General features: G+C 66.5%; 15 protein-coding genes and 1 pseudogene. 9 read left to right on the top strand and 7 right to left on the bottom strand.

Annotated features, from left to right (window positions below):
- Positions 1-111: 111 nt before the first annotated feature.
- The 4 genes and pseudogenes from ISP14_RS15430 (at position 112) to ISP14_RS15415 (ending at position 2,710) form a co-directional block, all read left to right on the top strand.
- Entirely contained in the window at positions 112-525 is a 414-nt protein-coding gene (locus tag ISP14_RS15430) for a VOC family protein (RefSeq protein WP_404541483.1), read from the top strand.
- Positions 526-552: 27 nt separating this feature from the next.
- Positions 553-1,395 (top strand): SDR family NAD(P)-dependent oxidoreductase, encoded by an 843-nt coding sequence (locus ISP14_RS15425; protein WP_404541481.1) that lies wholly within the window; start codon positions 553-555, stop codon positions 1,393-1,395.
- Between the two features lie 438 nt (positions 1,396-1,833).
- Positions 1,834-2,394 (top strand): annotated as a pseudogene (locus tag ISP14_RS15420) (SDR family NAD(P)-dependent oxidoreductase); the annotation flags it as partial.
- Complete coding sequence (locus ISP14_RS15415) at positions 2,360-2,710, top strand: SDR family oxidoreductase (protein ID WP_404541531.1); 351 nt, start codon at positions 2,360-2,362, stop codon at positions 2,708-2,710. The pseudogene ISP14_RS15420 and the gene ISP14_RS15415, both read left to right, overlap by 35 nt.
- Before the next feature lie 71 nt (positions 2,711-2,781).
- Here ISP14_RS15415 and ISP14_RS15410 read toward each other — a convergent pair whose 3' ends face one another.
- The 5 genes from ISP14_RS15410 to ISP14_RS15390 all read right to left on the bottom strand — a co-directional run bounded on the left by ISP14_RS15410 (position 2,782) and on the right by ISP14_RS15390 (position 10,036).
- Positions 2,782-5,274: a CocE/NonD family hydrolase gene (locus ISP14_RS15410; protein ID WP_404541479.1), complete on the bottom strand. Its 2,493-nt coding sequence runs from the start codon at positions 5,272-5,274 to the stop codon at positions 2,782-2,784.
- Positions 5,168-6,043, bottom strand: a complete 876-nt coding sequence (locus ISP14_RS15405; protein ID WP_404541477.1) for a LytR/AlgR family response regulator transcription factor — start codon at positions 6,041-6,043, stop codon at positions 5,168-5,170. The genes ISP14_RS15410 and ISP14_RS15405 overlap by 107 nt, the downstream gene beginning before the upstream one ends.
- A gap of 263 nt (positions 6,044-6,306) precedes the next feature.
- Positions 6,307-7,053, bottom strand: a complete 747-nt coding sequence (locus ISP14_RS15400) for a TSCPD domain-containing protein (RefSeq protein ID WP_404541475.1) — start codon at positions 7,051-7,053, stop codon at positions 6,307-6,309.
- 190 nt (positions 7,054-7,243) lie between these two features.
- Positions 7,244-7,828, bottom strand: a complete 585-nt coding sequence (locus tag ISP14_RS15395) for a hypothetical protein (protein WP_404541473.1) — start codon at positions 7,826-7,828, stop codon at positions 7,244-7,246.
- A gap of 45 nt (positions 7,829-7,873) precedes the next feature.
- On the bottom strand, positions 7,874-10,036 hold the full coding sequence (locus tag ISP14_RS15390; protein ID WP_404541471.1) for an adenosylcobalamin-dependent ribonucleoside-diphosphate reductase: 2,163 nt from the start codon (positions 10,034-10,036) through the stop codon (positions 7,874-7,876).
- Between the two features lie 347 nt (positions 10,037-10,383).
- Between ISP14_RS15390 and ISP14_RS15385 the strand changes: the two genes are divergently transcribed.
- The 5 genes from ISP14_RS15385 to ISP14_RS15365 all read left to right on the top strand — a co-directional run bounded on the left by ISP14_RS15385 (position 10,384) and on the right by ISP14_RS15365 (position 17,483).
- Complete coding sequence (locus tag ISP14_RS15385) at positions 10,384-11,766, top strand: DegQ family serine endoprotease (protein WP_404541469.1); 1,383 nt, start codon at positions 10,384-10,386, stop codon at positions 11,764-11,766.
- 350 nt (positions 11,767-12,116) lie between these two features.
- Positions 12,117-13,334 (top strand): LysM peptidoglycan-binding domain-containing protein, encoded by a 1,218-nt coding sequence (locus ISP14_RS15380; protein ID WP_404541467.1) that lies wholly within the window; start codon positions 12,117-12,119, stop codon positions 13,332-13,334.
- A 4-nt stretch (positions 13,335-13,338) separates the two neighbouring features.
- Entirely contained in the window at positions 13,339-14,040 is a 702-nt protein-coding gene (locus tag ISP14_RS15375) for an HAD family hydrolase (RefSeq protein WP_404541465.1), read from the top strand.
- A gap of 91 nt (positions 14,041-14,131) precedes the next feature.
- Positions 14,132-15,514 carry a leucyl aminopeptidase family protein gene (locus ISP14_RS15370; RefSeq protein ID WP_404541464.1) on the top strand — a complete coding sequence of 461 codons (1,383 nt, stop codon included), beginning with the start codon at positions 14,132-14,134 and terminating at the stop codon, positions 15,512-15,514.
- A gap of 157 nt (positions 15,515-15,671) precedes the next feature.
- Positions 15,672-17,483 carry a M1 family metallopeptidase gene (locus tag ISP14_RS15365; protein WP_404541463.1) on the top strand — a complete coding sequence of 604 codons (1,812 nt, stop codon included), beginning with the start codon at positions 15,672-15,674 and terminating at the stop codon, positions 17,481-17,483.
- A 48-nt stretch (positions 17,484-17,531) separates the two neighbouring features.
- Here the strand turns inward: ISP14_RS15365 and ISP14_RS15360 are convergent, their stop codons facing one another.
- Both ISP14_RS15360 and ISP14_RS15355 read right to left on the bottom strand, forming a co-directional pair.
- Positions 17,532-18,140, bottom strand: a complete 609-nt coding sequence (locus ISP14_RS15360) for a DUF4126 domain-containing protein (protein WP_404541460.1) — start codon at positions 18,138-18,140, stop codon at positions 17,532-17,534.
- 152 nt (positions 18,141-18,292) lie between these two features.
- Entirely contained in the window at positions 18,293-20,542 is a 2,250-nt protein-coding gene (locus ISP14_RS15355) for a carboxy terminal-processing peptidase (protein ID WP_404541458.1), read from the bottom strand.
- Positions 20,543-20,546: the final 4 nt, after the last annotated feature.

Here is a 20,546-nt window from a genome sequence, read left to right as displayed (position 1 = left end):
CATGCCCCAGTCCTGGCATCCCCGGCGGCCCCTGTTCCTGGTGCGCATACCGCCGTCCGGCATCGACCTGAAAGCCGCCGTCCCTTCTGAACCAAAAACAAAGGATATGCAGTGAGCAAGAAGATTTTCATCAACCTTCCCGTGAGCGACCTGAAGCGGTCGAAGGCCTTCTATGAGGCCGTCGACGCGGTCAATAACCCCGCCTTCAGTGACGACACCGCAGCGTGCATGGTGCTCTCCGATACGATCTACGTGATGCTTCTTACGCACGACAAGTGGCGTCAGTTCACCGACAAGCGGATCACCGACGCACACGTGGATGCACAGGTGCTTCTGTGCCTGTCGGCGGACAGTCGTGAGGAGGTGAGCCGCCTGGTCGACAAGGCGAGCGCCTCCGGAGGAAAACCGGACCCTACTCCCGTGCAGGATTTTGGCTTCATGTATGGCCGAAGCTTCGAGGATCCGGATGGCCATATCTGGGAAGTGATGTGGATGGATTCCAGCGCCACGCCTCCCCACGACTGAGCGCTCCTGCAGACAGAACGAGGGTTGATGCGCGCCCATCAAGGCGGCTGGCCTCTGTTATTTAGCGACCAAACCGCCATGGCTTCCCACGATACCCGGGCCCTTGGGCCTTTCACTCCATTGAATGGCACCCGCGTTCTTTTGACAGGTGCCACCAGCGGCCTTGGCGCCGCCATGGCCCGGGCGCTCGCCCAGGCGGGCGCCCGGGTCATGGTCACCGGCCGCGACGAGGAACGCGCCGCAGCCGCCGCGAGAGCGCTGGGCTCAAACGCCATCCCGTGCCCACTGGATGTGCGCGACGAGCGCTCGGTCGCGGACTGCGTGGCCCTGGCTTGCGACGCGTGGGGCGGCATCGACGTGCTGGTGAACAACGCCGGTATCGGCATGCGCACGGTCAATCCCCGTTTCCTGTCGGAAGCGCAGCCGTTCTGGCAGGTGAGCTATGGCGGGTTTCGCGATGTGCTGGACACCAAGGTGATCGGCTGTTTCCTGATGGCGCGGGCGGTCGTTCCCCTCATGCTCCGCAACGGCGGCGGAAGAGTCGTCAACATCTCGATGAACGAGCAAACCATGACCCGTCGCGGTTTCGTCCCGTACGGGCCGGCAGGCGCCGGTGTCGAAGCCTTGTCGCGAGTGATGGCCGCGGATCTTGCAGGGAGTTCGGTGGCCGTGAATACGCTGCTTCCCGGTGGCAACGGTACGCTGACCGGGATGGTTCCTGACGATGTTCCTGCTGAGATACGAGCCCGGCTTCAGGATCCGGCCGTGATGGGGCCACCTATCGTCTGGCTTGCTTCAAGCCCTGCCTCCGGGGTGCATGATCAGCGCTTTATCGCAACCGAATTCAATGCGGCACTGGCTGCGCCGTGACAACGGGGCACGTGACCAGGCCGAACACGATGACCCGACCCTCTGGACGATCCTGGGCGACTCTCCAGCCATCGCAGGTCGGTTCTCTTCTGTTTGAAAAAATCTAAAGGAATTGGTTATGCGACAGCACCGTATATGCCTCGTGGCATGGTTCATATGCTCGTGCGCGGCGGCGCAAAGCGCCGTACCACCGCCAGCGAACACAGACAGCTTCCGGCAGCCTGCCCCTGCATCGACCACCAGCACCGGCTCAAACTATCGAAGCGTGCTCGGTGCTGCCTTCAAGGACGCCATGCGCGCCGGCGCCCATGGCCAGTCGACACCTTCGTCAGATGACAGCTTCTTGCAAAAGAACGGCGTAAGTGTCCGGGTCCATGGCGACAACGGCCATGGCGGCCCGGGCTCCATCGGCTGTACCTCCACCGGACCCACGGGTTCATGCCTCTAGGCGTTCACTCCAACCGTGCCGGGCCATCCGACACGCGCGTTGAGGCCAAGGCCACTTTGAAGTTGGCACGGTCCCATCCATGCCCACCGCTCGGCCCTGTCGCGGGCGAATCGATGTCGCCCCCTTCCACATCACTACGGAGAAACCGCATGCAAGTTGTCGATAACCGCCGGGAACACGTGCTTGTCGTCGGAGGCAGTTCCGGCATGGGTTTGTCATTGGCGGCGTCACTGCTGGCCGATGGCGCAAGGGTCACCCTTGCGGGGCGTGACCAGAGCCGCCTGGAGGCAGCGCGGCACAGCCTTGCTGACCAGGAAAGAGTGACCCTCGTGGCGGCCGATATCACGAACGAAGACGATGTCGTCCAGCTGTTTGCAAAAGCCGGCCCTCTCGATCACATCGTCACCACTGCAGCGACGCTGGATGGCGTCTATCGCCTGCTTCCAGAGCTCGAGATGTCCGCCATCCGCCGTGCGATCGACTCGAAGCTGATCGGCCCACTGCTGCTCGCGAAATATGGCGTGTCATCCCTGTCGCAACGCGGGTCCATCACCTTCACGGCCGGCCGCGCGAGGCTCCGTGGTTGCCGCCGTCAATGGTGCGCTCGCATCGCTGGCGTACGCATTGGCCGTGGAACTCGCCCCGATACGCGTGAACGTCGTCTCGCCCGGCTGGGTCGACTCTCCGATCTGGGCATCGGTGGCCGGGGACAAGAAAGCCGAGATGCTCGAAGCCATGGCGAATCGGCTTCCGGTGGGGCGCGTGGGTGAGCCGGCGGACATTGCACAGGCCATCCAGTTCCTGATGCGCAATGGCTTCACCACCGGTAGCGTGCTCCACGTCGATGGTGGCCACCGCCTGGTGTGACGGCGCCACACCAGGCTTGCGCTCTACGCCCCCGACTGGACCGTTGAACGGTCCTTGGCGAAGAAACGATGTCAGCGGTCGCGCGCGAACTCGAGGCTTCCGCGCGTACCGAGCTCAAGATAGCTGCCCGCCAGCCAGCGGATCCGCAAGGGCTCGCCCGCATCGGCTGTCGATTCGGTGCTCACGTCGCGGCCCGTGCCGTAATTGATCTGGGCCTGGGGCGTCTTGGGCACGCCGACCACAGCCACGATGCGGCTTCCCGCCGGGAGCAGACGCGCGGTCGCCATCTGGCTCTGGAATGCGAGGGTGACCGGCTGGCCGGGCTGCAGCACATGCCGGTGGGTGCGGTCCTGCATGTAGCTCGCCCGGCCGAGGTAGGAGGCCAGGTCGAGGTACTTGCCGTCGGGTGTCAACGCGTAGAAGTTGACCGCCAGATCGAAGTCGCACTTGTTGATGACGACCTCGAATCGCCCTTGAAACAAACCGTCGATCTCCAGCGCTTTCGTCAGCGTTTGTGTTTCGAACACCAGGGCGTTGCGGATGTCGGGCGCGCCCGCCGGTGGACGGAAGTCCGCATCGCTGCGATCGGCGAAGTTCACGACAAGCTCGGGCGGGAGGGACTGCTTGCCCGGCGCGTCATCGAACAGCAACCGATCGGCTTCGCGACGCCCGGTGAGATACAAGCGCCGGTAGCTGGTGGCCATATCGGCGAGCGTGGACACGTGCCGCCAGCTGTTCGCACCCATCACTTCGAAGTTGACCCGGTCGCTGAGCAGGTCGGGCAACGGGGCGCCGCGGAACACGTGCTCGAACCACTTCAGCCGCACATCCTGGAGATCGAGCAGCGCCGCCTTGTCGACGACATAGCCGTCGATCTCGGACAGCACGCCGGTCTGCATGGCGGTGTGATGGTAAGGGCCGATCAGCATCCGGTCGTCGGCCGACGGGCGATACGTGAGATGTTGCTGGAAGTAATACAGCGCGCCCACCATGCCGCCGTCGTAGTAGCCGGTTTCCACGAAGACTGGAATGTCGATGTCGGCGAACTCGCGGCCGTAGGGAATCAGGCGCTGCCAGTAGGCGTCGTAGGACGGGTGCTTCAGCCAGGTATCGAAGATCGGATTGGGTCTGCCGTCGATCTTGTCCAGGTCGCGATAAGGCTTGCCGCTGACATACCACTGGCGCTGGAGCGCGACCCAATGGGCGCGATCGTCGAAGGCCCGGTCGTCCAGACCCTTGCTGTCGGTGGTGTAGAACGGCCAGTAGTAGATGAAGCTCTGGAACACGTTGCCTTGCATCGGCGTATCGATGCCCGGGGCATTGGTGGCGTGGGTGGCGATCGCCTTCAGCGCCGGCGGATGGTGCTTGGCGGCGGCCCATTGGGTGAAGCCGTTGTAGCTGCCGCTGAACATGCCGACGCGGCCGTCGCTCCAAGCTTGGCGCGCCAGCCATGCGATCACCGTCGCCGCGTCTTCGCCATCGTGGACGTAGGGCACCACGGCACCGGGGCTGCGGCCTTTGCCTCGCGTATAGGCGACCACGCCGGCATAGCCATGGGCAGCCATTTTCTTGGCGTCGTCCATGCTCCAGTCATCGTTGGCATAGATCGTGAAATTCAGCAGGGCGGTCAGCTTGGTCGATTGGGCGGAGCGCGGACGCACGAGGATCGCGGCGATCTTCGCGCCATCCGGCGTCGGGATCAGGATCTGGTCGTCGACCAGGAACCGGCGTTGCGTATCGGCCTCGCGCAGCGGCTTCAAGGCGGGCACCAGGTAGGTCCATGCGGCCAATCCCTGGCGGGCCGCAATCAGGCTTGCGGCGGAAGGACAATCCGCCAGCCGCATCCCGGCGCAGGCCTTCTCCTGCTCCGCCACCTTGGCGCGCACGGCATCCAGGTCGACTTCGTACCAGGGGCCGACGTCCACGGCCTGGTCGTCCGGAAGGGAACCGTAGAGTTCGGAAAACGCGCGACGCAAGGCGGCGGAAGGCTCGCTGCCGTTCGCCTCGTAAGCTTTCGCACGCGCATAGGTCTGCCAGGGCACGACCGAGGGAACCAGCCTGGGCTCGCTGGACCGGTAGGCGGCAGCCAGGCGATCGAGCGTCGCCTCGGCGTCGGCATAGCGTCCGGCGGCGAGCTGCAGCCGGTAGAGCACGATCAGTTCGGCCGGCGTGGCAGCCGAGGCATGACTTGCGATCAGCGTCGCCGCGGTACCGGGCAGCGCGACCTCCGCGGACGGGGCCACGCTGGCATGAGCAGCGGTGGCGACGAGGCCCCAGGCAAGCAGGATGGGCAGGGCGAAGACTTTCATGCCGTTCTTTCTCCGGATCATTCGGGCCAATAGCGGTTCGTCCCGGGCCAGGGGCCAGGACGGTGCGATCGTTGCGGGATCCGGAAGGGAAAGGCGGAAAAATCGGCGAATGGACACTTCGCCACGGCGAACGGGAACGGCGAGATGGTCAGATGACCCGGTTGCGCAGCAGCTTCGCCCCGTCGCGGCTGGTCGAGATGGTCTGGCCGTTTTCCATATGCAGCAGCAGGCGCCCGCCGCCGGCCGGCTCGGCACGGGCAATGCGATGGGTGTTCACGATCCACGAGCGATGGACGCGGACATATTTCGCCGGATCGAGCGACTTGGCGAATTCCGCCAGCGTCACGCGGACCAGGTGCTTGCCGCTCTGCGTACGCACTTCGGCGTAGTCATCCGCACCACCGATGCTTACCACCGTATCCATGTCCAGCGGCCTGAGCTCGTCGCCTATCCGGACGAAATAGCGGGAGAGACTGCCGTCGGTGCGCGCCTCGGACTCCGCTGCAGAGGCACCCAGCGACCCGGCCCGCCCCTCCTCCGCGGCGCTGGTCGGGGACGTCGCGATTGCGGTAGCCGCACCGTCTCCAGCCGACGCACGGCGCAGCGCGAGGTGAGCCCGGTCCGGGACCTGCAGGTAGGACACGGCGGCGATCAAGGCGTAGGTCGTCACGTTCTCCAGCGATTGCCAGGCCGCTCCGCTCAGCGAGAAAGGACGCACCACAAAACCATCGGGACCAGCGCCGTTGAACAGGCCGAGCAGCACGATCAGCAACAGATACGAAAGCGCCGTGAACGCGGCGCACAGCAACAGATGGGCGACAAGCTGGGTTCCGGCCGGGCGCCCGACCAGGCGCTGCGCAACGATGCGGCGCACGGCCACCCCGAAGATGACCACGGGAATCGTATTGGCAGCTCCGCCCAGCAGGCAGCCCGCAAGGTCGAGCCCCATGGCCAGCCGGATCGTGACCGTATAGGCCACGAAGACGCCAACGATCGCCAGGACATCGAAAGTGCGCTGCCTCATTCCCCGCCCAGCCTTTGTTCCAGTGCCCATCAGTAAAAGAAAGCCTGCCTGCAAGGCAAGCAAGGCTCCGGAGTCTGGCCTTCCATCATCCGGGCATATATACGAACACGCCGCTTCGGGACAGCCGCGAAGCCATCCGGTGGCGAAGCGGCCAAGCGACTCAACCGTACAACCGCAACCGGGCCGCAGCCACTTTTACGAAGCGCAAATAACAAGAGCGGCATCGCTGCCGCTCTTGTTCGATCTTCATCGAATACCGCCGCTTACCCGCATTTGCTATACCCACAATTCAAGCAAGTCTGGCATCCATCCATCAGCACCAGCGCCTGCGTATTGCACTTGTGGCACAGCGTGGCGCCGGGCGGGAAGCTGCCGTTGGATTCGGCGCCTTCCGCCGCTGAAGCCAGGCTCACGTCAGCGTTTTTTTTTGCCCCAGCCGCCTCGTAGGCAGCCCGCTTCTCGGCGATCAACGCCCGCTGGCTGTCACTCATCTCCGGATCGTGGATGAGGCCGATGTTCTTCATGTGCTGCTCGATCACCGCGCCGATCTCGGCGACGATGCTGGGCATGTAGACGCCGCCGGCCTTGAAGTAGCCGCCGCGCGGGTCGAACACGGCCTTCAGCTCTTCCACGATGAAGGTGACGTCGCCGCCCTTGCGGAACACGGCGGAGAGGATGCGGGTGAGCGCCACGATCCACTGGAAGTGGTCCATGTTCTTCGAGTTGATGAAGATCTCGAAGGGGCGGCGCTGTTCGTGTTTGGTGCCGGCGTTGAGCACGATGTCGTTGATGGTGACGTACAACGCGTGCTCGAACAGCGGCGACTTGATCTTGAAGGTGGAGCCGATGAGCTGCTCGGGGCGCTCCAGGCTCTCGTGCATCTGGATGACTTCGGCTTGGCGCGGTTCGGCGGCCTTGGCCTTGATTTCGGGTGCGGCGGCCGGCGCAGCCTTGTCCTCGGGCTTGACGACGTTGTAGCCCTTGATCTTCTTTTCGATCTTGATCGCCATGGCGGGGTGTTCTTCTCTGGATGGATGGCGGCGCGCGCAGCTATGGATCCGGCCTGCAAATGATTTCCGCTGATGTCCTTCGACTTCGCTTTGCTACGCTCAGGACGAACGGTGCACTCGTGGTTTGCGGGTCGATCGACAAGAGAAAAACAGCCGGCCCGGCGCGTGGCCGGGCCGGCTGTTTCGGGACTTACTTCTTGCGGGCGGCCTTCTTGGCGGGCTTCTTCGCCGCCTTGACGCTCGCCTTCTTGCTGGCAGTGGACCTCTTGACCGCCTTGGCGGCCTTCTTCACGGCAGCCTTCTTGGCTGTCTTCTTGGGGGCGGCTTTCTTCGCCGTCTTTTTGCTGCTGACCTTCTTTGCGGCTTTCTTGGCGACTTTCTTCGCCTTGCCGGCAACCTTTTTCGCGGCCTTCTTCACCGCTTTCTTCGCGACCTTCTTCGCCGTCTTCTTGGCGGCTGCCTTCTTCACGGCCTTCTTCGCCGTCTTCTTGGCAGCGGCCTTCTTCACGGCCTTCTTCGCCGTCTTCTTGGCGGCGGCCTTCTTCACGGCTTTCTTCGCCGTCTTCTTGGCAGCTGCCTTCTTCTTGGCCGGAGCCTTCTTCGCCGCCGCCTTCTTCGCGGCAGGCTTCTTCGCAGCCTTCTTCTTGGCCGGCTTCTTCGCGGCCTTCTTCGGTGCTGCGGCCGGCGCAGCGGCGACCGGGGCAGCAACCACCGGCGCCGCAGGGGCGTCAGACATTACAGGATCTTTCACTTCGAATTCGATATCGATGGACATGCGAGTGTTCCCCTCCGGCGGTGATCGTTGCTTGGTGGATACGGGTCAGAATTTGCCGTAATACCCTTCCTTCAAGGCATCGAACAGGTTGGCCGCGGTGTGCAGCTCGCCGTCGTATTCCACTTCTTCATTGCCTCGAAGTTCGATAACGCTACCGTCTTCCAGTTCGAAGTGGTAGAGGGTGTTGGCAAGGTCGGCCTCCTTCACCAGCACGCCCTGGAAGGCGGCGGGGTTGAAGCGGAAGGTGGTGCAACCTTTCAGCCCCTGTTTGTAGGCGTAGAAGTAGATGTCCTTGAAGTCTTCGTAGGGGTAGTCGGTGGGGACGTTCGCGGTCTTGGAGATCGACGAATCGACCCACTTCTGCGCGGCGGCCTGGATGTCGACGTGCTGCTTCGGGCCGATGTCGTCGGCGGCCACGAAGTAATCCGGCAGCTTGGCTTGCGGATCGTCGGTGAACGGCATCGCGCTGGCGTTGATCAGCGCGCGGTAGGCGAGCAGCTCGTAGCTGTAGACCTCGACCTTTTCCTTGGTCTTGCGGCCTTCGCGGATCACGTTGCGCGAGTAGTGGTGGGCGAAGCTGGGCTCGATGCCGTTGCTGGCGTTGTTGGCCAGCGACAGCGAGATGGTGCCGGTCGGCGCGATCGAGCTGTGGTGGGTAAAGCGCGCGCCGGTTTCGGCGAGCTGCTCGACCAGGTTGGGCGCCACTTCGGCGACGCGCTGCATGTAGCGGCTGTACTTGGCGTGCAGCAGGCGGCCGGGGATGGCGTCGCCGACCTTCCAGCCGTCCTTCGCCATTTCCGGGCGGCGGCGCAGCATGTCGCCGGTGACGGTGTAGTCCTTGGCCAGGATCGGCGCGGGGCCCTTCTCCTTCGCCAGGTCCAGCGCGACTTCCCAGCCGGCCACCGCCATCTCGCGCGAGACGTCTTCGGTAAAGGCCACCGCCTCGGCGCTGCCGTAGCGGTGCTTGAGCATGGTGATGGTGGAGCCGAGGCCGAGGTAGCCCATGCCGTGGCGGCGCTTGCTCATGATCTCGTTGCGCTGCTGCTCCAGCGGCAGGCCGTTGATCTCGACCACGTTGTCGAGCATGCGGGTGAAGATCTTCACCACCTCGCGGTACTCGTCCCAGTCGAAACGCGCCTTCGGCCCGAACGGATCGCGCACGAAGGTGGTGAGGTTGATCGAGCCGAGCAGGCAGGAGCCGTACGGCGGCAGCGGCTGCTCGCCGCAGGGGTTGGTGGCGCGGATGTGCTCGCACCACCAGTTGTTGTTCATCTCGTTGACCTTGTCGATCAGGATGAACCCGGGCTCCGCGTAGTCGTACGTGGAGACCATGATCATGTCCCACAGGTGCCGCGCGCGGATGTGGCCGTAGATCTTGCAGGCGACCAGGCCGTCCTCGCGGTCCACGTAGTTCTCGTGGGTGGGCCACTCGCGCCACACCACCTTGGCGGCATCGTCGAGGTCGAGCTCGTCGCGCTCCTTCACGTGGATCGGGAACACCAGCGGCCAGTCCTGGTCGTGCTCCACCGCCTGCATGAAGCCGTCGGTGACCAGCAGCGAGAGGTTGAACTGGCGCAGGCGGCCGTCTTCGCGCTTGGCGCGGATGAATTCCTTCACGTCGGGATGGCTGACGTCGAACGTGCCCATCTGCGCGCCGCGGCGGCCGCCGGCGGACGAGACGGTGAAGCACATTTTGTCGTAGATATCCATGAAGGACAGCGGGCCGGAGGTGTAGGCACCTGCGCCCGACACGTACGCGCCGCGCGGGCGCAGCGTGCTGAACTCGTAGCCGATGCCGCAGCCGGCCTTCAGCGTGAGGCCGGCCTCGTGCACCTTCTCCAGGATGTCGTCCATCGAGTCGCGGATGGTGCCGGACACGGTGCAGTTGATCGTGGAAGTGGCGGGCTTGTGCTCCAGCGCGCCGGCGTTGGAGGTGATGCGGCCGGCGGGAATCGCGCCGCGGCGCAGCGCCCACAGGAAGCGCTCGTTCCAGTGCTCGCGCAGCTCGGGCGTGGCTTCCACTTCGGACAAGGCGCGCGCGACGCGCTGCCAGGTGCCGTCGATGTCGGCGTCCACCGGCGCACCCGACTTGGTACGCAGACGGTATTTCTTGTCCCAGATGTCCTGCGAAGCAGGTTGCAGCGGGATCGCCGCCGCGGCGTCGCGTTGCAATTCCGAACCCGTGGCGGGCGCACGTGCTGTGCTCATCGGCTTCCTGACCTCCCAGCGCGGCCTCGCGGCCGTTCTTGTCTGTTGCTGTTGATATCGATCCGTACCTCGGCAGCCATGCGGCGACGGGCGGATGCCGCAGCGACGCCATGCTGACCGCTTGCCGAACCCGCCCCCTGAAAGCTGCCTCGCCCCACCAGTGCTTGTCCGATCGCCAGCGAACGGACACAAGATGTTGTGGTTGCGAATAGATGGCAAGGTACCCCCGGGGAGGCCCGATGTAAAGTGGTGCGCGCATCCCCGACATCGCATCGGCCGCGGGGAACCACGACACCGCCCACGCAGTCAGAAAGCGCGCCGTTTCCGCATCCGGCAGGAGGAGTCCGATGTCATCCCGTCACCCGCGTTTTCCGCACTGGCCAGCCGCCGCACTGGCGGCGTTGCTGGGCGCCGCCCTGCCCGCTTCCGGCCGCGCCGCGATGCCGCCGGCGGTGGACGGCCAGGCGATGCCTTCGCTGGCGCCGATGCTGGAGCACGTCACGCCGGCGGTGGTGAACATCTCCAGCAAGACGCGGGTGCAGGTGCGCAATCCGTACTTCGACGATCCGACCTTCCGCCAGTTCTTCGGCCTGCCTGCGGTGCCGCGCGAGCGGGTGGAACAGAGCCTGGGCTCGGGCGTGATCGTCGACGCGGCGAAGGGCTATATCCTCACCAACAACCACGTGGTGGGCGGCGCCGACGACATCACGGTGACCTTGCAGGACGGCCGCACGCTGAAGGCGAAGCTGGTCGGCACCGACCCCGATACCGACGTGGCGGTGATCCAGATCAATGCGCCGAACCTGCAGGCGCTGCCGCTGGCCGACTCTGCCAAGTTGCGCGTCGGCGACTTCGTGGTGGCGGTGGGCGAACCGTTCGGGCTCAGCGAAACGGTGACCTCGGGCATCGTCTCCGCGCTGGGGCGTTCGGGGCTGGGCAACGCCGGCTACCAGAACTTCATCCAGACCGACGCCTCGATCAATCCCGGCAATTCCGGCGGCGCACTGGTGAACCTGCGCGGCCAGCTGGTCGGCATCAACACCATGATCTTCTCGCCGTCCGGCGGCAACGTGGGCATCGGCTTCGCCATCCCCAGCAACCTCGCCACCGGGGTGATGCAGCAGCTGATCGCGCACGGCAAGGTGGAACGCGGCACGCTGGGCCTGCAGTCGCAGGACATCACCCCGCGCATCGCACGCCTGCTGAACCTGACGCAGGACAAGGGCGTGGTGATCACCGGCGTCAACGCCGGCTCGCCCGCCGAACAAGCCGGCCTGCAACCCGGCGACGTGCTCACCGCGATCGACGGCAAGCCGCTGCGCGACGTCAACGAACTGCGCAACACCGAAGGCCTGTTGCCGGTGGGCAGCTCGGTGAAGCTCGGCGTGCTGCACGGCGGCAAGACGCGCGAGGTCACCGCGGTGCTGCGCCCCGAGAAACTCGCCAACCTCGACGGCGGCAAGCTCGATCCGCGCCTGGCCGGCGTGACCTTCAGCGAGCTGGGCCAGGCCGAACGCAGCCAAGGCATCTACGGCGTCGCGGTGGGCACGGTGCAGCCGAACAGCCGCGCCGCCACCGCCGGGCTCAATGCCGGCGACATCGTGATCGGCGTGGGCAACATGCGCATCACCGACCTGCGCATGCTGCGCGAGCTGGCCGGCGTGCGGCCGCGCCAGCTGGTGCTGGTGGTGGCCGACAGCGACGGCACGCACTACGTGCTGATCCAATGACCGGCGGCCGGGGAAGGCGCCGCCTTCCCCGCCCTGGCCCGCCGGGTCCGGCATGCACCCGGTCCCGGCCCTGCCCGCCCGCTGCCTGCGCGATGGGCCGGCGCGCGATCCGTCCTTGACTCGCCCGGCACCGGCCCGCCAGACGCAGTGGCGCCGCGCAGCATGACGAAACGCACCCGTACAGGCGTGCCTGCGTCGCACAAGCGCGTGAACCCGCTTGATGTTTTCTGTTCAGGCCGATGAAATATCCTGCGTTCATCCACCTCGTGCGTCGGCCGGGATCACGCGCCGCCACCTCCACCACCCTCACCACTTTCATCACCCATCCTTTGTCGGGGTTCTCCGTCATCATGTCCGTTCGTGCTGTCCGCCTGTTGTCCGCCCTCCTGCTCGGCGCCTGCCTTGTCGCACCCGCCGCCGCCAAGACCACCCATCACACCGCCCGTCACAAGGCCACCAAGAGCAAGGAGGCCGCGCTGATCTGGCGTGGCGACGTCACCACCGCCCACGGCGTGGTCACCGAAATGGCCAAGTTGTGGGAGAAGAGCGGCCACGGCCGCGTCGAGCTGCAGCCGTTCAACACCGCCTCGGGCATCGATGCCGTGGCCGCCGGCACCGCCGATCTCGCCGGCAGCGCGCGTCCCAGCGACGGCAGCCCCGAAGACAGCCACCTCACCTTCACCCCGGTGGCGTGGGACGGCCTGGTGATGATCACCAACCCGGCCAACCCGGTGCGCAGCCTCTCCCTGCGCCAGCTGCACGAGATCTACTTCGGCAAGATCACCAACTGGAAGGACGTGGGCGGCCGCGACGCGCCGATCGACCTGTACGCGGTGATCAGCCCCAACGACGGTGTGGAATACAGCCTGCGCACCCTGCTGTTCGGCCACGGCGAGCAGCAGATCTCCGCGCCGCGCCTGTACCTCAACACCAAGGCGCTGGAGGAAGGCGTCTCGCTCAATCCGAACGGCCTGGGCCTGTCCACGCTGAGCAACGTGACCGGCAATCCGAAGCTGCGCTCGATCCCGATCGACGGCGTGGCGCCCACCGTGGCGAACATCGCCGATGGCAGCTATCCGCTGTACATCCCGCTGTTCCTGGTGAGCAACCCGAACAGCCCGAAGGCGGCCCAGGTGCAGGCCTTCATGGACTTCCTGCAGACCGACCCGGCCAAGACCACGCTGCGTGACCATTCCGTGCTGCCGTACCAGGACGGCATCGGGCTGGTGGCGAAGGACGAGGAGCGCCGCAACAAGGTCTACGGCGCCTCGACCAACTCCTCGGCCAAGGCGCCGCTCGCCGCGCCGGGCGCCAGCTATGCCGCAGCCGCCGCCGTGGCGCCGACCTCGGAGCGCACGCTGGCTGCCCACACCGCGATGGAAAAGCGCGATGCCGATGCCAAGTCCTCCGCCGGCGGCGCCGGCAAGACCTACACCGTGACCAAGGGCGACACCTTGTCCGGCATCGCCAAGAAGAACGGCGTGACGGTGACCGACCTGCGCGACTGGAATCACCTGAAGAACGACAACATCAAGCTGGGCCAGTCGCTGCAGGTCAGCCGCGACTGACGCTGTGGTGATCCGCGCCGTCACGCTCGATCTCGACGACACCTTGTGGCCGGTGCTGCCGGCCCTGGAGCTGGCGGACCGGGCGGTGAACGACTACCTGCGCGAGCACTGGCCCGACGTGGCTCGCGCATGGCCGATCCCGGCCATGCGCGAGCTGCGCGCCCAGGTGGCGGCGACGCGACCCGACCTCGCCCACGACTTCAGCACCCAGCGCCGGCTCACCCAGCAGCAGGCCTTCGCCGCCTGCGGCATCGCCGATGCGCCGCTGGACACGCTGTGGGAGATCTACTTCGCCGCGCGCAACGCGGTGGAGCCCTGGCCCGACAGCGTGCCCGCGCTGCAACGCCTCGCCGCACGCTGGCCGCTGGCCAGCCTCACCAACGGCAATGCCGACCTCGCCCGCACCGGTGTGCAGGCGCATTTCGCGCATCACATCTGCTCGCGCGACGTGGGCACGGCGAAACCCGACCCGCGCATTTTCCTCGCTGCCGTCGCCCGCTTCGGCGTGGCGCCCGACGAGGTGTTGCACGTGGGCGACGACCCCGAGCTGGACGTGGCCGGTGCACGCCGCGCCGGCCTGCGCGCGGCCTGGATCAATCGCCACGGCGAGACCTGGCCCGCCACACTGGGCCCTGCGCCCGAACTCGAACTGCGCGACCTCGGCGAGCTCGCCGACTGGCTGGAAGCCCAGCAGCCCGGGCGGTAGCCGCCATCCTGGCCACAGGCCACGGCGTGACCCCACGGCGGCATCGGCGCATCATTGGCGTTTGCGCGCCACGCCCGCCGAAGGTAAAGCCATGTCCGCCCTGATCGACCGCTCGTCCGCTCCCCGCCACCTCGTTCCCATCGAAGCCACCGACGCCCGCCACCTGTCCGCGACGAGGCGGCGGCTGGATGCCGCGCAGCGCCGCTGGCTGGACACGAACGGTTTCGACGCCAGGCCCGGCAGCGCGATCCTGCTCGCCGACGCGCACGGCAAGCTTGCCCGCGTGCTGGTCGGCGTGGACGCGGCCGATCCGCTGGCCGCGCTCGCTGCGCTGCCGATGAGCCTGCCCGAAGGCGTCTACCAGCTCGCCGCCGACGGCGCGGCGCTCGACCCTGCACAGGCGGCGCTGGGCTGGGCGCTGGGCGCCTACCAGTTCACCCGCTACCGCAAGGCGAAGCGCGCGGCGGCCACGCTGGCGGTGGACGCCACCACGCTCGCCACCGTGCAGCCGCTGGTCGAAGCCACCGCGCTGGTACGCGACCTGGTCAACACGCCCACCGAGGACATGGGGCCCGAACAGCTCGGCAAGGCGATCAAGCACCTCGGCAAGACGCACAAGGCCAAGGTGCGCGACTGGGTCGGCGACGAACTGCTGAAGGCGAACTTCCCCACCATCCACGCGGTGGGACGCGCCAGCCATCGCGAGCCGCGGCTGGTCGAGCTGAGCTGGGGCAAGGCCGGGCATCCGAAACTGGTGATCGTGGGCAAGGGCGTGTGCTTCGACACCGGCGGCCTCGACCTCAAGGCGTCCGACGGCATGCGCTGGATGAAGAAGGACATGGGCGGCGCCGCGCATGCGATCGCGCTGGCCGGCCTGGTGATGCAGGCGAAGCTGCCGGTGCACCTCACCCTGCTGGTGCCCGCGGTGGAGAACGCGGTGAGCGGCAACGCGCTGCGCCCCGGCGAAATCGTCGTCACCCGCGCCGGCCACAGCGTGGAGATCGACAACACCGACGCCGAAGGCCGCCTGGTGCTGTGCGATGCGCTGGCCTACGGCGCCGAGCAGCAGCCCGAACTCATCATCGACTTTGCCACCCTCACCGGCGCCGCACGCGTCGCGCTGGGCCCCTACCTGCCTGCGCTGTTCGGCAACGACGACACGCTGGCCGAAGCCGCGCTGGCTGCGGGCAAGACCGTGGCCGACCCGCTGTGGCGACTGCCGCTGTGGCGTCCGTACCGCAAGATGCTCGATTCCTACCTCGCCGACTTCGCCAACGCCGGCCCCTCGCGCCACGCCGGCGCGATCACCGCCGCGCTGTATCTCGAACGCTTCGTGCCCGACGGCCTGCCCTGGCTGCACCTGGACACCTACGCCTGGAACGACGCCGACCGCCCCGGCCGGCCGCGCGGCGGCGAAGCGATGGGTTTGCGCGCGTTGTTCGCGCTGCTGCAACAGCGCTACCGCAAGGCCTGAGCGCATTCGAAAGCCCCTCTCCCTTTGGGAGAGGGGCTGGGGTGAGGGTTCGGCGATACCGCAGTGCTGCACAAGATCCACGCATGACTTCCGGCGATGTCACGCCGGGGCGCAAAGTGGCATCGTGGAGAATTGAACCCCCGCACAGGAATCGCCCATGCGCCCCTCCCTGCCAGCGCTCGGCTTCGCCATTGCCCTGAGCTGCATGCCCCCTGCCCAAGCCGGCTCTGCGACGGCGCCACCACCGGCACATGCCTCCTCGGCAACATCGCCCGCAGTCCTTTCCGTCGGCCGAAGCGCTGATTCCAAGGCGCAGCCACCGCTCACTGCACTGACCAAGGATTCCGGCACGCCGGAGCCGGCCGAACAGAAGCGCGTGCACTTCGACCACGCCGAGCTGCACATCGCGGTGCACCCTGACACGCAGAGCATCGACGGCAAGGCCACGCTCGACTTCAGCGTGCTGGAAACCACCGACGTGCTGCTGGTGGACCTGGATCGCAACCTGCCGGTGAGCGCGGTCAGCGTGGACGGGCAGCCGCTGCCCGCCAGCGCATGGCGCAATCCGGAGGGCCGCTTGCGCATCCAGCTGCCGCACGCGGTGGCCAAGGGCGGCAAGCTCAGCGCCACCATCGTCTACGGCGGCAAGCCGCACGTGGCGAAGATGGCACCGTGGGACGGCGGCTTCGTGTGGAGCCACACCAAGGATGGCCAGCCCTGGGTCGGCAGCGCGGTGGAAGGCGAAGGCTGCGACCTGTTCTGGCCCTGCGTGGACCAGCCCGACGGCAAGCCCGACCTGGTGGACCTCTACGTGACGGTGCCCAAGCCGCTGGCGGCGCCGGGCAACGGCGTGCTGATCGGCGTCAGCGACGAAGGCAACACGCGCACCTGGCACTGGCGCGCCAAGCACCCCACTACCTACGCCATCTCGATCAACGTGGGCCCGTACCAGGAGCTCAAGGGCGAGTACAAGAGCCGCTACGGCAACACCATCCCATTGCAGTACTGGTACATCGCCGGCGAGGAAGAAAAGGCGAAGCAGTTGTTCGCCGAGTTCCCGCACATGCTGGATTTCTTCGAAGCGAAGATCGGCCCCTACCCCTGGGGCGACGAGAAGATGGGCGTGGTGGAAACCCCTTACGAGGGCATGGAACACCAGACCATCAACGCCTACGGCAATCACTACGCGAAGGACGGCAACGGCTTCGACTGGCTGTTGCAGCACGAGTTCTCGCACGAGTGGTTCGGCAACCAGATGACCAACGCCAACTGGGACGACATGTGGCTGCATGAAGGCTTTGCCACGCTGATGCAGCCGCTGTATGCGCGCTACCTCGACGGCGATGCGGCCTACTACGCCTGGCTGGTCCGACTGCGCGAGATCATCGGGAATCGCTATCCGGTGGTGTCGGGCCAGCCCCGCACCGAGGAGGCGGTCTACGACGACAGTCGCGGCGGCCCCGGCCAGGACATCTACAACAAGGGCGCGATGATGCTGCAGACGCTGCATCACCTGATCGGCGACAAGGCGTTCTACGACAGCATCCGCGAACTGGTGTATGGCCGGCCCGATCCGAAACCGGGCAACTTCGTGCCGCAATACCGCACCACCGCCGACTACATGCGTATCGTGGACCAGGTGACCGGCAAGAAGCTGGACTGGTTCTTCAAGGTCTACCTGTACCAGGCCGCACTGCCCAAGCTCGACGTGCAGCGCCACGGCGACACGCTGGATCTGCGCTGGCAGGTGACCGGCGACCTGCCGTTCCCCATGCCGGTGGAGGTGCAGGTGGACGACGCCGTGCACACCGTGGCGATGGCCGACGGCCACGGCAGCCTCGCGGTGCCGGCCGACGCGCTGGTGACGATCGACCCGCACTCGGTGCTGCTGCGCGACGAGCCGCGCATCACCGAGTACCAGCAGTGGATGCGGCAGCAGCGCGCACAGCGCAAGGCCGCGCAGAAGTGATGCCTGCCGTGGGCCGCGACGCGGCCCACGGCAGCTGCCCCAGACCCGTCAACCGGCGCCGGACAGCCCGCCCCTGATCCGGCGCAGCCGCTGGAACAACGCGCGCAGCCCGCGCACCAGCTTCGGCAGCAGCCAGCACAGCAGCAGCACGAACAACGCGAGCAAAACCAGCATCGCGATCGGATGCCGCCACATCAGCCAGAGCCCGCCCAGCCAGGTGAGATCCTCGCCTGCGCTGGCGGTCCAGTTGCTTACCGGCTCGGGCGACGTGTTGATCAGCGCGCGGCCGCCGCTCTTCGCCAGGTGCGTGCCGGCGGTCAGCGCACCGCCGAGCAGGGCTGCCGCCAACTGCGTGGCCGCCCCCGAGTCGCGGAACACGCCCCACGCCAGCAGCATGCCCACCGGGATGCGGACGAAGGTGTGCAGCGCATCCCACACGCTGTCGAAGGCGGGGATCTTGTCGGCGAGGAATTCGCCCAGCGCCAGCACGCCGGACACCACCAGCACCCAGCTGTCGGTGAGCATCGCCAGGCCGGGCGGCAGGTGCACCCAGCCAAGCCGCCCCAGCATGCCGGCGGCGAACACCGTGGCGTACAGGCGGAACCCGCTGGCCCAGGCCAGGCCGCCAGCCAGCGCGAGGTTCGACAACGGGTCCATGGCACGCTCCCGGCGATCCGAAACCACGATTGGTGACACGCTCGCGCGCCGCCGCCGTGGCGTCAAGCGTTCTTTCCCGCAAGGGGAATACCCCGGAAACGACCAGGGGCGCCGTGGCGCCCCTGGTTGCTCGATCGGATGTGGCTGCGAACTCAGTGCGTCGCGGCAGCAGGCGCCGTGGCAGCAGGCTTGTCCGCGCCCGCCAGCACCGTGGCGAGGTAGTTGCTGCGGGGCGGCAGGATGCTGGCGGCCAGCTTGGGATTGGCCTTGAGCATGCCCACCGCGTCGGCCACGATGTGCGCGGCCTCGCGCAACTGGGCGTCGGGCGCCTTCTTGGCATCCTGTTCCTGCTTGAGCTCGCTCTTCAGGCTGCGCTCGCCGGGATCGAGGCCGTCGTCGAGCGCGCTGTCCTCGTCCTTCAGGTAGGCATCGCCGCCGTCGATCACCTTCTGGCGCGCGCGGAAGCTGGCCTGGGTCGCATCCAGCTGCTTGCGCTCGGCCTCGCGCTGGGCGAAGTTCAGCGACACCGAGGTCTTGTCGCGCATCGCCTTGTACTGCGCCAGCTCGTCCAGCATCAGCTTCCACGACGGCGACGTCGTCACGCGCGTGTCGTGCAGGCTTTCCAGCTGCGGCAGGTAGCCCTTCAGGTCACCCTCCGGCTTGTAGTTGGCCGGCGCGATGTGCGTCCACGGCAGTGCGTTGTCGTAGGTGGATTCGCCGAAGTCCTTGGCGTCGCCGTTCTGCGGGAAGCCGAGGTCCGGCGTCACGCCCTTGATCTGGGTGGAACCGCCGTTGATGCGGAAGAACTCCTGCACCGTCATCTTCAGCTCGCCGTACTGCGGCTTGCCGTCGGGGTTCTGGCTGAAGCGGTCGAGGTCGATCAGGGTCTGCACGGTGCCCTTGCCGAAGGTGGGCGTGCCGATGATCAGGCCGCGACCGTAGTCCTGGATCGCCGCAGAGAAAATCTCGGAGGCCGAAGCGGTGCCGCGGTTCACCAACACCGCCAGCGGGCCGTTCCACACCGGGTCGGTGTTGTCCGCACCCTGCACGTCGACCTGGCCGCGCGCGTCGCGCACCTGCACCACCGGGCCCTTGCCGGTGAACAGGCCGGTCATCGAGTCGGCCTCGGCCAGCGAGCCGCCGCCGTTGTTGCGCAGGTCCACGATCACGCCTTGCACGCCGGCAGCCTTCAGTTCGCCGAGCAGCTTGGCCACGTCGCGGGTGGCGCTGCGGTAATCCTTGTCACCCTCGCTGCGGGCGCCGAAGTCGGAGTAGAAGCTCGGCAGGTCGATCACGCCGATCTTGCGCACGACGCCGCCGTCCTTGACGTCGATGATCTTCTTCTTGGCCGCGCTTTCTTCGATGTTGACCTTCTTGCGCACCAGGCTGATCTGCTCGTGCTTGCCGTCCGGACCGGCATCGGCAGGCAGGACTTCCAGCCGCACGGTGGTGTCCTTCTTGCCGCGGATCAGGTTGACCACGTCGTCGAGGCGCCAGCCGATCACGTCGACGATCGGGCCGCTGTCGCCCTGTCCCACGCCCACGATGCGGTCGCCGGGCTTGAGCTTGGTCGACTTTTCCGCCGGGCCGCCGGGCACCAGGCTGAAGATCATGGTGTAGTCGTCGCGCGCCTGCAGCTGGGCGCCGATGCCTTCCAGCGAGAGCTTCATCTGGATCGCGAAGTTCTCCGCCTGGCGCGGGCTGAGGTAGTCGGTATGCGGATCGGTGGTTTCGGCATACGCGGTCATGAAGGTCTGGAACGCGTCTTCGCCGTCGAGCTGCTTCAGCCGATCGATGTAGTTGGTGTAGCGCTTGGTCAGCGTCTTGCGGATCTCGTCGTCGCCCTTACCGGCGAGCTTGAGCCGCAGCCAGTCGTTCATGGTGCGCTTGCGCCACAGATCGTTCAGCGCCGCGTCGTCCTTCGCCCAGCTGGCGTTCTTGCGATCGTAGTCGTAGCTCTCATTGCCGTTGAAGTCGAAGCCATCCTTGAGCAGCCCGCGCGCGTAGGTCATCCGCTCGACCGCGCGCTGCAGGAACTTGTTGTAGATGGTGAACGGGGCGCTGAGGTCCTGGTTCCAGACCGCGTCGTCGAGCTTGGTCTTGTACTGGTCGAACTGGTCGATGTCTTGCTGGGTGAAGAACACCTTGTCGCTGTCGAGCAGCTTCAGGTAGTCCTTGTAGATCTTCGCCGACATCGCGTCGTCGAGCGGCTGCGCGTCGTAGTGGAAACGGGTGAGGAAACGCGCCGACAACTGCGCCGACTGCGCCTGGATGGCGGTGGGCTGCAGCGGCCACACCGCTGCCTTGCGGTTGCCGCCGGCGCCGAGGTCGGCGGCCGATTGCGCGTACGTGCAGGTGACAGTCAAGGCCAGCAGCAGGGCCATCGCGGGACGGAAGGTCATGGGG

The sequence above is a fragment of the Dyella agri genome (assembly GCF_044904705.1).
Lineage (GTDB): Bacteria > Pseudomonadota > Gammaproteobacteria > Xanthomonadales > Rhodanobacteraceae > Rhodanobacter_A > Rhodanobacter_A agri.
This window is presented reverse-complemented; position numbering and strand designations above follow the sequence as displayed.

Bases quoted from the DNA above. Each gene is read 5' to 3' on its own strand.
- ISP14_RS15385 (WP_404541469.1), top strand. From the start codon at position 10,384: ATGTCATCCCGTCACCCGCGTTTTCCGCACTGGCCAGCCGCCGCACTG.
- ISP14_RS15360 (WP_404541460.1), bottom strand. From the start codon at position 18,140: ATGGACCCGTTGTCGAACCTCGCGCTGGCTGGCGGCCTGGCCTGGGCC.
- ISP14_RS15415 (WP_404541531.1), top strand. From the start codon at position 2,360: ATGGCGTGTCATCCCTGTCGCAACGCGGGTCCATCACCTTCACGGCCG.
- ISP14_RS15365 (WP_404541463.1), top strand. From the start codon at position 15,672: ATGCGCCCCTCCCTGCCAGCGCTCGGCTTCGCCATTGCCCTGAGCTGC.
- ISP14_RS15370 (WP_404541464.1), top strand. From the start codon at position 14,132: ATGTCCGCCCTGATCGACCGCTCGTCCGCTCCCCGCCACCTCGTTCCC.
- ISP14_RS15355 (WP_404541458.1), bottom strand. From the start codon at position 20,542: ATGACCTTCCGTCCCGCGATGGCCCTGCTGCTGGCCTTGACTGTCACC.
- ISP14_RS15390 (WP_404541471.1), bottom strand. From the start codon at position 10,036: ATGAGCACAGCACGTGCGCCCGCCACGGGTTCGGAATTGCAACGCGAC.
- ISP14_RS15395 (WP_404541473.1), bottom strand. From the start codon at position 7,828: ATGTCCATCGATATCGAATTCGAAGTGAAAGATCCTGTAATGTCTGAC.
- ISP14_RS15405 (WP_404541477.1), bottom strand. From the start codon at position 6,043: ATGAGGCAGCGCACTTTCGATGTCCTGGCGATCGTTGGCGTCTTCGTG.
- ISP14_RS15380 (WP_404541467.1), top strand. From the start codon at position 12,117: ATGTCCGTTCGTGCTGTCCGCCTGTTGTCCGCCCTCCTGCTCGGCGCC.
- ISP14_RS15400 (WP_404541475.1), bottom strand. From the start codon at position 7,053: ATGGCGATCAAGATCGAAAAGAAGATCAAGGGCTACAACGTCGTCAAG.
- ISP14_RS15425 (WP_404541481.1), top strand. From the start codon at position 553: ATGCGCGCCCATCAAGGCGGCTGGCCTCTGTTATTTAGCGACCAAACC.